This is a genomic window from Pseudomonas sp. Sample_22, assembly GCF_004307635.1.
Taxonomy (GTDB): domain Bacteria; phylum Pseudomonadota; class Gammaproteobacteria; order Pseudomonadales; family Pseudomonadaceae; genus Aquipseudomonas.
The window spans coordinates 129,664-141,427 of record NZ_RCNY01000060.1 but is presented as its reverse complement, the minus strand read 5'-3'; the positions used below and the strand labels follow the sequence as shown (position 1 = coordinate 141,427).

The 11,764-nt window shown below is 56.1% G+C and carries 10 protein-coding genes; 4 read left to right on the top strand and 6 right to left on the bottom strand.

Annotation, left to right across the window (positions count from 1 at the left end; translation table 11 throughout):
• On the bottom strand, positions 1-413 hold a 413-nt coding region (locus tag D8U73_RS15910; protein WP_130905132.1), incomplete at its 3' end, for a hypothetical protein.
• 288 nt (positions 414-701) lie between these two features.
• Here D8U73_RS15910 and D8U73_RS15905 point away from each other — a divergent pair.
• Positions 702-1,196, top strand: coding sequence for a cupin domain-containing protein (locus tag D8U73_RS15905; RefSeq protein ID WP_056856802.1), 495 nt, complete (start codon positions 702-704; stop codon positions 1,194-1,196).
• A 58-nt stretch (positions 1,197-1,254) separates the two neighbouring features.
• Here D8U73_RS15905 and D8U73_RS15900 read toward each other — a convergent pair whose 3' ends face one another.
• Together D8U73_RS15900 and D8U73_RS15895 are read right to left on the bottom strand one after the other, a co-directional pair.
• Positions 1,255-3,837 (bottom strand): EAL domain-containing protein, encoded by a 2,583-nt coding sequence (locus tag D8U73_RS15900; protein ID WP_130905071.1) that lies wholly within the window; start codon positions 3,835-3,837, stop codon positions 1,255-1,257.
• A 347-nt stretch (positions 3,838-4,184) separates the two neighbouring features.
• On the bottom strand, positions 4,185-5,087 hold the full coding sequence (locus D8U73_RS15895; RefSeq protein ID WP_130905070.1) for a universal stress protein: 903 nt from the start codon (positions 5,085-5,087) through the stop codon (positions 4,185-4,187).
• A 386-nt stretch (positions 5,088-5,473) separates the two neighbouring features.
• On the opposite strand from D8U73_RS15895, the gene D8U73_RS15890 reads away from it, so the two are divergent.
• Entirely contained in the window at positions 5,474-6,439 is a 966-nt protein-coding gene (locus D8U73_RS15890) for a TerC family protein (protein ID WP_056856799.1), read from the top strand.
• A 56-nt stretch (positions 6,440-6,495) separates the two neighbouring features.
• Here D8U73_RS15890 and D8U73_RS15885 read toward each other — a convergent pair whose 3' ends face one another.
• A complete protein-coding gene (locus D8U73_RS15885) occupies positions 6,496-6,864 on the bottom strand; it encodes an SH3 domain-containing protein (RefSeq protein ID WP_130905069.1) in 369 nt (122 codons plus the stop codon).
• A gap of 373 nt (positions 6,865-7,237) precedes the next feature.
• Between D8U73_RS15885 and D8U73_RS15880 the strand changes: the two genes are divergently transcribed.
• Positions 7,238-9,139, top strand: coding sequence for a potassium transporter Kup (locus D8U73_RS15880; RefSeq protein ID WP_130905068.1), 1,902 nt, complete (start codon positions 7,238-7,240; stop codon positions 9,137-9,139).
• Between the two features lie 76 nt (positions 9,140-9,215).
• Here D8U73_RS15880 and D8U73_RS15875 read toward each other — a convergent pair whose 3' ends face one another.
• Positions 9,216-9,656, bottom strand: coding sequence for a hotdog fold domain-containing protein (locus D8U73_RS15875; RefSeq protein WP_130905067.1), 441 nt, complete (start codon positions 9,654-9,656; stop codon positions 9,216-9,218).
• Positions 9,657-9,790: 134 nt separating this feature from the next.
• On the opposite strand from D8U73_RS15875, the gene D8U73_RS15870 reads away from it, so the two are divergent.
• The gene (locus tag D8U73_RS15870) at positions 9,791-10,408 is read left to right on the top strand and encodes a TetR/AcrR family transcriptional regulator (RefSeq protein WP_130905066.1); all 618 of its coding nucleotides are present in this window, start codon (positions 9,791-9,793) and stop codon (positions 10,406-10,408) included.
• 131 nt (positions 10,409-10,539) lie between these two features.
• Here the strand turns inward: D8U73_RS15870 and D8U73_RS15865 are convergent, their stop codons facing one another.
• Positions 10,540-11,739: an MFS transporter gene (locus tag D8U73_RS15865; protein ID WP_130905065.1), complete on the bottom strand. Its 1,200-nt coding sequence runs from the start codon at positions 11,737-11,739 to the stop codon at positions 10,540-10,542.
• Positions 11,740-11,764: the final 25 nt, after the last annotated feature.

Sequence of the window (11,764 nt, the reverse complement as noted above, 5' to 3'; positions counted from 1 at the left end):
CCATCGGCAGCGACTTCATTGCCTTTCAGGCGGTCGGAGCCATCGGCAGCGACTTCGTTGCCTTTCAGGCGGTCGGAACCATCGGCAGCGACTTCATTGCCTTTCAGGCGGTCGGAGCCATCGGCAGCGACTTCGTTGCCTTTCAGGCGGTCGGAACCGTCAGCGGCGACGGTGTTGCCTTGCAGGCGGTCGGAGCCATCGGCGGCGACTTCATTACCTTTCAAACGATCCGAACCATCAGCCGCTACAGCATTGCGTTTTTCCAGCAGGCGATCAGCGCCACCTTCAGCCACACGGCTTTCGATCAGACGATCCGAGCCGCCTTCAGCGACGACGGGTTGAACAGAAGTCGCGGCAAAAGCGTTGATTGCGAAAACCGAGAAAGCGATGCTGAGGATGGTTTGGCGTTTCATGATCGTGTGCTCCGGGGGTGTATTTGGTTGGTATGGAGCCAATGTTACGCCGCGGATTTTTTAAGAGAACTTCATTGCCGTGATGGTGAACATCGACAGTATTGATAGGGCGTACGGCGTGACTACGCTGAGCATGATGATGAGGCGCGCCCTGGCAAACGCGGTTTCGTCGGCACATTGATTACATCGTGGATCATCTGTATTGCGCGGCCGCGCCATTATCAGCAATGCCAATCACGAATAGAGTCAGCCCGTCGATATGTCCACTGCATCGCCAAGGTGTCTCTCATGATTCAGAGCATTCTCAAAACGGCTTCTCTGGCGGCACTTTTTGTCGCAAGCGCAGGCGCGCCTTTTATTCAGGCACAACCATTGCCACTCGATAAAGTGGCTGCGTTACACAATGAAGAGGTGGAATGGCGCAGTTTTCCCGCATTCCCGAAAGAAGTGAAACTCGCTGTCGTGGCTGGCGACCCCAGTAAGCCGGCACCTTACGTGGTGCGAGTCAAAGTGCCGAATGGCACCCGGTTGATGCCCCATACCCATCCTGAAGATCGTATCTATACCGTCATGTCCGGGGTGTTCTATATCGGCTTTGGCACTGTTTTTGATCCGGACAAACTGGTTGCTTATGGCCCCGGAAGCGTCGTGATTTTGCCGGCCAATACGCCGCACTTTCATTGGGCGAAGTCAGGAGAGTACATCTCGCAGGTTTACGGCACAGGGCCGCTGGGGCTTGAATACATCGATAGCCATGATGATCCACGCAAGGCAGAAAAATGAGCAAACCCTGAGCACGACGAACCCTGAAGGAGCGAGCTCGCCGACGCAGGGCCGCGCTTCAAACCCTGCTCGGGGAGCCTGTACTTTTTCTGGCCTTCACCAACACGTTGAAGTCGTCGGCTTCAAGAGGCCGACTCAGAAAAAAGCCCTGGCCTTCATCGCACGATACCGCTTTGAGCAACTTCAAGTGCTCGGCGGTTTCTATCCCTTCTGCCGTCACGGTGAGCGATAAGGCGCGGCCCAATCCCACGATCGCCTGGATGATGGACTGATCATCTGTTTCTACCAGTTTGCTCAGAAAACTGCGGTCTATCTTCAGGCCGTCGAAGGGGAATGTGCGCAAATAACTCAGTGATGAATAACCCGTGCCGAAGTCGTCCATGGCTATTCGCACGCCCAGGCGCTTCAATGTACGCATGAGTTCCAGTGCGCCGGTGGCATCTTCGAGCATGACGTTTTCAGTGATCTCCAACTCCACCCGGGTAGGGTCGATTGCGGAGTCGTGCAGCGCTTTCTGCACGCGTTCCACCAAGTTGCCTCGCTTGAATTCGCTAGGTGAAAGGTTGACCGATACAAACAAATGTTCCGGCCACCCTGCGGCGCAACGGCAGGCCGTGTCGATGACCCAGTCGCTCAAGGAAAGAATCAGCCCGGACTCTTCAGCAATGAGAATAAAAGTATCCGGCGCTATCAAACCGCGCTCAGGGTGTTGCCACCGTACCAGCGCTTCGGCGCCGACCATCTCTCCGTCCGAGATCCGATAGCGCGGCTGGAAATGCAGTCGAAGTTCTCCATTCCTGATCGCGAAGCGCAGATCACTTTCCAGACGACGCCGCTCAATAATTCTGGCGTTCATGTCTCCCGCATAAAAACGCCAGGTGTTACGTCCTCCGGCCTTTGCTTCGTATAACGCGATATCGGCATAACGTAGCAACTCGCTCGCCTCGCATGCGTCGTTGGGTGCCATGGCAATGCCAATACTGGCGCTGACAAACACCTCTTGTTCACTGACCTCTATCGGTTGCTCGACGGACTCGATCAGACGGCGACAAAGGGTCTCGACTTCCTCCTGGGAACCGACATCGGTGAGTATCAGAACAAACTCGTCCCCACCAATACGGGCGACAAGGTCTCCGTGGCGAACGCATTCTGCCAAACGGCTCGAGACCTGATTGAGCACCAGATCGCCTGCTGCATGTCCTAGCAGGTCATTGACCGGTTTGAATCGATCAAGGTCCAGGCTTAGCATGACCAAGGGTTGTTCCACCGTCGGCACAGCTTTGAGTTTGCCATCCAGAAACTCTTGGAGACGGGTCCTGTTGGGCAGGCCGGTCAGGGCGTCATGCTGTGAGAGGAATTCGATTCGACGGCGAGCTTTGACTTCCTCCGTAACGTCGGTTGCCGTTCCCCGGAATCCTCCTCCCGCCATTGCTCGCGCTGATAGACGGGTGATTCGTTCCTGGCCATTTGTATCCAGGTAACGACACTGCACGCTGATGTCCGGCCGACGATTCGGAATACTGAGCCACTGAGAGACCGTGCCTAGCTCAGTGCGCAACAGATCATCCATTGCCGCACCAATCCATGCCTCCCGGGAAAGGCCTGTGACCTCTTCAAACCGCTCTGACAGATAAGTGAAGTGCCAGCCACCGTCCATTTCCCAGACCCAGTCCGAGCTGGCCTCTACGACATCGCGAAAGCGCGCCTCACTGGTGGCGAGGTCGGCCTGACTGCATTGCAGCGATAAATAGCTGGCATCAAGTGCCTGCGCAGCGGCGGTGGTTCGACGCAAGATGACCCACGTCATCAGGCACACCAACAGCGCAGCGATCCCCACAAGGGGCAGCCCGAGTGCGAGCAATTGCAGACCTGGCCTGTGCGGGCTCCAGTGCAGACTGCCTGCGGCGCCGGTTTCACCCAAGGGGTACACAGATTGCGAGTGAATATCATCGGCAGTGGCCAAGTGCAGGCCTTCCACTCCGAAGTCCCGACCCATCGCTGCAAGTTTGGCGCTGTCCAACGGATCCACGAAAATCAGCACCGACGCCGATCTGTCATCAGTTTTAACCGTCGGATCGGTTCCCGGGGTAATCGCTGCTGCAGCGATCAGGGCGGGTATCCCTCCGATATTGACGAACGTAGTGGTAGGCGTTTCGGATTCGGCTCCCTCGCGGGCCTTGTCGAGAATCGCGTCGATGGACTGCTCGAGCCATTGTTCTGCTTCAACTGACACCTTCTCCCCGTCGACCACGGAATAAACGGTGCGATTGAGATCATTGACGACAAACAAGCCGCGGAATCCGAAGTCCGTGTAAAGAGTGGTGCCGATATTTTGTCGTACATACGCCCAGTCGGTGTCTACTTCAGTGTGCAAGTGCTTGTAAGCATCGCCCCAGAATGCGTAATCCTTGACGGTAGAGCGCAGCGAATTTTCCAACGATTGCACGGCCTTCCTGGTGTAGAACGCACTCTTGACTTCCTCCGCTCCATCCAGTTTTTGCGCAAGATAAACAAGCGAGGCGCACGCGAGCAAAAACACGCCTGCCAAAAGACCAACAAACTTGAACAGCGAAGCGCGGGTCAGGGCCACGCTTGAACGATTGGTTGGGGAACAAGAAATAGTGGGGAGATCGTTAGGCATAAATTCCCGGCAGTCGGTGAGAACAACTCATTTGCACACCAACTTATCGGCAGTGGACGCTAAAAGGTGAGTTGCCGTACGTCGCCAAACGACCGGCCGAGTCTGCCGAAGCGACGCAGGTTCCTGGTTATCGACGCTCACAGCGATGCAGCGCCAGGGCGTAAACCAGAGGCGCGAATTGTCCGCACGCCGCGCTATCGCTGGCCCATCTCCCGACTCAGCAGCGGCCGCTGAAGGCTCGATCTGCGTGTCTTCCTGGAGACCGCCCCAGGGTCAGCTGAAGTCAGCAGCTTGGGTCAAAACCACATCGACACCAACAGCCGGCTGCGATAGTGGCGGTTTTTTCTTCAGGCATCCGTTTCTCCCTTGATGGCCAAAACGCTGCAAGGCACCTGATACAGAACATGCTCCGTGGTACTGCCAACCAGCTTGTCCACGCCTTTGTGATGGGTATTTCCCATCACGAAGACGTCCGCTCGAGTATGAGTGGCAAAGTCGGCCATTGCTTTGGTTGGCGGTCCTGCAATGAAGTGTTGTCGCTCAGGTGGCACGCCGTGGCGCGCCGCCAAGGCAATGAAGCATTTTTCGAGTGACCGGCGCACGTCGTTGCTGAAGCCTGGCATCGTCACGGCGCCAGCACCTGCATCAGAGAAATGTGTGTGTGTCAGTTCATAGGCATACAGCAGGTGCAATTCAGCGTCACACTGCGTCGCCAATTCGTTCGCCGCCTGAATGACACTGTCGTTGATTCCGCTGATCTGACCCTCTGGATGCGATGGGTCAACCGCTGCCACGATTACCCGAGGAAGCGGACACCTGACTTCGCTGACCAGATGTATGGGCGTGGGACATTCGCGCAACAACTGCCAATCCAAAGGCGTGACGAATACGCGTTTGAGCGCTGATTCATGATGTACGTCCTTGATAGTCAGGTCCGGCTGCATTTCAGCCACATGCTCAAGGATCTGTTGCAGCGGGTCACGGGGCAATGCAACTTCGGTGGTCACATTGATGCCCTTCCTGCGCATGAGTCCGGCTTCATCCTCCAACCACTGCAGGTTCTCCTGCCGGCAACTCTCGCGAAGTTGTTCACTGTTGCTCATTAACCGCATAAGGTCGAAGTCTTCGATGAACACCGCGATGTGCAGCGCTGCGCCTGTGGCGTCGGCCAGTGCGATTGCCCGCTCCATCGCCGGCGAGTGACGCATGGTCGGACCTGCGATCAGAAAGAGTCGTTGATACTGCCTCATGTGACACCTCCAAACGTTCTGGGTTGTTGGCTAGCGCCCCCAGCACTTTCGCTTGTCCCACCATTGGCGATCTTTTATCGCCTCACTACCTGGATCGACACTGTCAATATACGCCTGCATCACCGGCTTGCCAGTTGCCAGGGCTGGTGAAGGATATAGCAGACCTTTTCATCACGACCGCGCAGTAAACGGGGCCGCTGGAACCGCGGGCCATGCCACCCGCCTTGACCATGGAGCACAACCAATGCGATTGCCGGCAGTTGAGCACCTGAATCAACACTTCGTAAAAAACGAACTATTGGCAATGAATAAACGATTTTTGCTGATGTAACAGGCTCGTTAGCATGACTCCTCCAGCCTATTGCTGCTTCATGCGGAGACAGTCAATGACCGCCATCAGCGTCGGCCAACCCTGGATGTGGGCCGCCTTCATCGTATTCGTCCTTGCCATGCTGGCCCTCGATCTGTTCGTCTTCGGCGGGCGCAAGGCGCATCGTGTTTCGGTGCGCGAAGCGCTGGCCTGGGTTATCGCCTGGATCAGTCTGGCGCTGGTCTTCGCCGTCCTGCTCTGGTGGTATCTGCGCAGCATGTTCGGCGCCGAAATCGCCCAGCGTACAACGCTCGAATTCCTGACGGGCTACCTGATCGAGCAGTCGCTGTCGATCGACAACATGTTCGTTTTCGTGATGATCTTCGGCTACTTCGCCGTGCCGCCAGAGCTGCAACGCCGCGTCCTGCTCTATGGCGTGCTCGGCGCCATCATCATGCGCGCCGGTATGATTTTCGCCGGTGTCTGGCTGGTGCGGGAGTTTGCCTGGCTACTCTATGTCTTTGGTGCTTTCCTCATCATCACCGGCATCAAGATGCTGATCTTCGCCAACCAGCAGCCAGACCTCGAAAAGAACCCCTTGCTGCGCTGGCTGCGTAGCCATCTTCGCATCACCGATGGCTTTCATGGCGAGCGCTTCTTCGTACGCCAGAACGGCCTGCGCTGGGCGACGCCGATGTTCCTGGTGCTGGTACTGATCGAGGCCAGCGACCTGGTCTTCGCGGTCGATAGCATCCCGGCTATCTTCGCCGTCACCACCGACCCCTTCATCATATTCACCTCCAATATCTTCGCCATCATGGGCCTGCGCGCACTGTATTTTCTGCTTGCCGACCTGGCCTACCGCTTCCACTTGCTCAAATATGGCCTGGCCATCGTACTGGTGTTCATCGGCGGCAAGATGCTGGTCGCGCCGTGGTGGCACGTGCCGATCCAATGGTCGCTGGCGACTGTCGGCGGCATCATATTGGTTTCGGTACTGTTGAGCCTGACTATGACGAAGAGCAAAACGCTGCTCGACTGACCGAGCGTTGTCGCGCAAGGCAGCGAGCCCGTGGCAGCGCTGCTGGAAGTGGCACCTTATGGTGGGCCGGCGGCTTCGCGCAGATACCTGCCGTTTACCCAACCGGTAAACTTCTGCTTGAGGCCAGCCTCGATTTGGCACCAACGACTGGAACCCACCGGTTTGCAGCCCAGGTTGCGTACCCGGTCGCCGATCACTAGCGCGCCGACGATCTGCTTGCCGACACCGGGCTCGCTGCGCACGTTGAGAGTTTCGCCGCTTGAGAGGTTTGCGACGTCCCAATAATCGGGGCCACCGGAAAACCCGTCAGCGTAGTCGGTCGTGATGTCCGCCTTGGTTTGCCGGGGTTCCTGGTGAACACCTTGGGCAACCACGCAGGTCGCACCGAAGAGCGCCACAACCGCCATGAACCCGATAATTCGCATCCCCGTACTTCCTCATTTAGTTTGAGTGGACATCTGGTCTGTGGGGCAACGGCAATCAGCGTACCGCGATCAACTGAAGAAATTCACCGGCCTAGCCACTGCATGGATTTCCTCGACGCGGCGTGACATCTGCCATTGAGAAAATGAACCCTACGCGATGGTTTTGTTCCGCGAACCGGGAGCGCATAAAGCCAGATTCCTGCTGTGGTGCTGCAACTTTTTTACGCTTTCTTTACGGTCAGCATTTCTGCCCGCAACGATACTGGCGGCGTTTTTTATAACGTCCATGAGCCTGGCTTTTTCAAGGGCCGTGGAAAAGTGTATTGCCCAAGGATGGCGTGCAGTTATTCCCTGTTAACTGAGAGATGCCGCCTTGAGTGAAACAGCGACCCTTGCACACGAAAACTCTTCAACCAAAACGTCAGGCGTGGGCATGCTCGTCGCTGCTGTCGGCGTCGTTTACGGAGACATCGGCACCAGCCCCCTTTATACGCTTAAGGAAGTGTTTTCCGGTCACTATGGTGTTCAGGTCAATCACGACGGCGTGCTAGGCGTTCTGTCGTTGATCTTTTGGTCGCTGATCTGGGTCGTCTCGATCAAATACGTGTTATTCATTCTGCGAGCAGACAACCAGGGCGAAGGCGGCATTATGGCGTTGACCGCCTTGGCTCGCCGTGCGGCAGCGCCGATTCCGCGCATGAGTAAGGTGCTGGTTCTGCTCGGTCTGTTCGGGGCAGCACTGTTTTACGGGGATAGCATGATTACCCCGGCAATTTCGGTGCTTTCTGCGGTTGAGGGGCTTCAGCTGGCGTTTGACGGAATAGAGCACTGGGTGGTGCCCTTGTCGGTGATCGTGCTGGTGGCGCTGTTCCTGATCCAGAAGCATGGAACGGCGCGTATCGGCATCCTCTTTGGCCCAGTGATGGTGCTGTGGTTTGTGGTGTTGGGTGCACTTGGAATCTACGGGATTTTGCAACGCCCGGAAGTGCTACAAGCCCTCAATCCTGCTTGGGGCGTGCAGTTTTTCATGGTTCACCCAGGCATCGGCGTTGCGATTTTGGGTGCCGTGGTGCTGGCTTTGACCGGTGCAGAGGCACTGTATGCCGACATGGGTCACTTTGGCCGCAAGCCGATTTCCCGTGCCTGGTTCCTTCTGGTGTTGCCAGGGCTGGTGCTCAATTATTTTGGCCAGGGTGCCCTGATCCTTGAGAGTCCGGAAGCTGTACGCAATCCGTTCTATCTGCTCGCGCCGAGCTGGGCACTGCTGCCGATGGTGGCGCTTTCGACACTGGCGACCATTATCGCTTCTCAAGCCGTGATCTCCGGCGCTTTCTCCCTTACGCGCCAGGCCATCCAGCTAGGCTACGTCCCTCGGATGTTTATCCAGCACACCTCAAGCCAGGAGCAGGGGCAGATCTACATCGGCACGGTTAACTGGGCGTTGATGGTTGGTGTGGTGCTGCTGGTGATCGGTTTCGAGTCGTCCAGTGCATTGGCAGCTGCCTATGGGGTCGCTGTGACGGGCACCATGTTGATCACCACCATTCTGTCTTCGGCTGTCGTGCTGCTCCTCTGGAAAACGCCACGTTGGCTGGCCATCCCGATGCTGCTCGGCTTTCTGCTGGTCGATAGCCTGTACTTCGCGGCCAATGCGCCGAAAATATTCCAGGGGGGCGCGTTCCCGGTCATTGCCGGTATCGGCCTGTTCATCTTGATGACCACTTGGAAGCGGGGGCGAAAGATCATCGTCGAGCGTCTGGACGAGACCGCGCTGCCTCTGCCGTTGTTTATCAGCAGCATTCGTTCACAGCCTCCGCATCGGGTGCAAGGCACCGCGGTTTTTCTGACGGCCAGGGCCGATGCGGTTCCCCATGCACTCTTGCACAACCTGCTGCATAACCAAGTGCTGCACGAGCAGGTGGTGTTGCTCACCGTAGTGTCCGAAGACAGCCCTCGGGTACCCGCTGATCGACGGTTTGAGGTAGAGGCCTATGGCGAAGGGTTCTTCCGTGTCAGTCTCCATTTCGGTTTTATGGAAGAGCCTGACGTACCCTTGGCCTTGAGTCTCTGTCACTTGAATGAGCTGGATTTCAGCCCGATGCGCACGACCTATTTCCTCAGCCGGGAGACGGTGATCCCCACCAAGCGCATTGGTATGGCGCGCTGGAGAGAGAGCCTGTTCGCGTTTCTGTTGAAGAACGCCAACAGCAATTTGAAGTATTTCAAATTGCCACTGAACAGAGTGATTGAATTGGGAACTCAGGTAGAAATGTGAGGGAAGGGCAGCAGGTGCTCGGATTTACTGCTAGTGCATTTGGCCATAGCTGCCCATCGCGAACGGCAGCTACAGCTTAGACGATTTTTACATTCATCGTGATTGTGGCAGTGAAAACCTTCACGCCGCCCTCGTCGAAGATATCAACCGGGACGAACTTGTCGCCGGCGGTTTCCCAATCAATACCACTGCCATCAGCAACCGCGCGAATGCTAGATTTTGCTTTTGCCAGATATTCAACAGTCATTCCTTTCGGAATCCATTTGGCGCCTGAAGGAATCGAAGCGTCAGTCATCATTCCGCCCGCTAGCTCGGCTGCGTTGCACAGGGCAATCGCGTGCACAGACGCCAGATGGTTGGTGATTTCCTTGCGAAACGGCACGCTGACGACTGCATGGCCTGGGCTTAGCTCAGAAATTTCAGGGGCGATCGTGCTGAAGTAAGGCGCCATCTGGCAGGCCATATTGCTGAACGCGGCAGGGCCTACGCTATTGAACATGCTTAGAGCTTGGCTCATGAGATACCTCATTGGTCAGGTTGCAGAATAAAATTCTGTAACGGAACAATATTCTGTATTTCTGAAGTCTGTCAAGCTGCGCTTTCTCTGCGGGGCGTCCAACCTATAAACTAAGTTTATTTGGCGTTTCTCTTATGCATTCCATTGATCTAATCGAGCGTATCTATCCCGGAAGGCGCAGTGAGCTCAAACGCACCATCATGCGTCAAGCGCTTGCTTGCTTTAACGAGGTAGGAATCGAGGCCACAAACATTGAGACAATTCGGGCTCAATGCGAAACGAGCGTGGGGGCTATCTACCATCACTTCGGCAATAAAGAAGGTCTAGTGGCAGCTCTTTTTTTCGCTGCTTTAGAAGATCAAGCAGCGCTCCGGGATAGCTTTTTAAAAGACGCGCAGACGGCTCAAACTGGTGTCGCGGCACTGATTTATAGCTACGTTGAATGGGTGGATGAGCAACCGGATTGGGCTCGCTTTATGTTCCAAAGTCGCTATGCGGTTTCAAGCGGGCCTTTCAAAGACGAATTGCTCGAACGCAATAAACAACGCAACAAGCAACTGCTGGACTGGATGAGTATCGAGGGCCGAAAAGAGCAGTTCAGTCACCTTCCCACAGAGCTTATACCGTCTCTCATCATCGGATCGACGGAAAGCTATTCACGTGCCTGGCTTTCCGGGAGGGTCAAAAAAAGTCCGAAAGCGTACCGCGATTTTCTTGCGAAGGCTGCGTGGAGCTCGATTATGCAAGGCTGATGTACGGGTTACAGCCTTACTCCGGATGAAGATCAAATCATCGACAGCGCACGCTGACAGTCACGTCCAACCTCCGAGCGTATGCTCAACCGAAACCACAAGACATGCGTTGGCGTGTCTTGTGGTTGTTTTCAAGCAATGTTCGCCAATGCAGAAGACTCCCGCGTTGCTGCGCGTGCAGCCAGGAAGGCAAGAACGGCTGCCACGCCCAGCAAGGCTGCGCTCAACTCGAAGGTCGCTCGATAGCCGCTAAAGTCAAAGACCAGCCCGCCAACGGTTGCCCCAGAGGCGATTGCCAGTTGGATGATCGCCACCATTAATCCGCCTCCCGCTTCAGCTGAGTCTGGCAGCGTTCTCGCCAGCCATGTCCACCATCCCACGGGCGCTGCAGTCGCAACCAGTCCCCATGCGCCAAGCAAGACGGTCGTGGTGGTCGCCGAGCTACCCAATGAAACAAGCGCCAGTGCAATCATCGCCATCAAGATCGGGATGACGATGAGGGTTCGATGCAGGTTATTTTTCAAGAACGCTTCAATCAGGAAGGTTCCGGCAAGGCCCGCCAGACCCAGCACGAGCAACATCAGCGACAGCATGGAGACACTGACATGAGTGACCGTTTCAAGGAATGGGCGCAAATAGGTAAACAGCATGAACTGGCCCATGAAAAACACACTGACCGCCACCATACCTAACGCGACCGGTACGTTTTTCATCAACCTGAAGACGTTGCCAGCGCCTGAATCGCTGTGCGATTTCATTGCCGGAAGGCTTAACAACAGCCAGACACAGGCGACTATCGCGACTGGGATGACGCACAAAAATGCACCGCGCCAGCCAATCAAGGCGCCGAGAAAACTGCCCAATGGTGCTGCTATCACAGTCGCCAAAGCGTTGCCGCCGTTGACGATTGCCATGGCACGAGTGATCTGGTCATCAGGCACCAAGCGCATGGCGGTTGCCGCCGACAATGACCAGAAGCCACCTATCGCAACACCGATCAGCGCGCGCCCGATCATGAACACCCAGTAGTTCGGGGCGAACGCGACAACTGTCCCAGAAAGGATCATAAGCAGTGTCAGCGAAATGAGCAGCGGTTTGCGGTCGACCCGCGCAGCCACCGACGCGATCAGAAGACTGGTGAACAAGGCAAACAGTCCCGATACGGAGATTCCTTGGCCGGCTTGCCCCTCGGTGATGTGCAGATCTAAGGCAATCGGTGTAAGCAGGCTGACGGGCATGAACTCCGATGCCACTAGCACGAAGGCGGCAAGAGACATGGCGAATACGGCGCCCCATGATTTATGGGGCACTGGGAGGGAGTGATCAGTCATTGTTTGAATCCTGTATTGCGCGAAG

Bases quoted from the DNA above. Each gene is read 5' to 3' on its own strand.
- D8U73_RS15905 (WP_056856802.1), top strand. From the start codon at position 702: ATGATTCAGAGCATTCTCAAAACGGCTTCTCTGGCGGCACTTTTTGTC.
- D8U73_RS15900 (WP_130905071.1), bottom strand. From the start codon at position 3,837: ATGCCTAACGATCTCCCCACTATTTCTTGTTCCCCAACCAATCGTTCA.
- D8U73_RS15895 (WP_130905070.1), bottom strand. From the start codon at position 5,087: ATGAGGCAGTATCAACGACTCTTTCTGATCGCAGGTCCGACCATGCGT.
- D8U73_RS15890 (WP_056856799.1), top strand. From the start codon at position 5,474: ATGACCGCCATCAGCGTCGGCCAACCCTGGATGTGGGCCGCCTTCATC.
- D8U73_RS15885 (WP_130905069.1), bottom strand. From the start codon at position 6,864: ATGCGAATTATCGGGTTCATGGCGGTTGTGGCGCTCTTCGGTGCGACC.
- D8U73_RS15875 (WP_130905067.1), bottom strand. From the start codon at position 9,656: ATGAGCCAAGCTCTAAGCATGTTCAATAGCGTAGGCCCTGCCGCGTTC.
- D8U73_RS15870 (WP_130905066.1), top strand. From the start codon at position 9,791: ATGCATTCCATTGATCTAATCGAGCGTATCTATCCCGGAAGGCGCAGT.
- D8U73_RS15865 (WP_130905065.1), bottom strand. From the start codon at position 11,739: ATGACTGATCACTCCCTCCCAGTGCCCCATAAATCATGGGGCGCCGTA.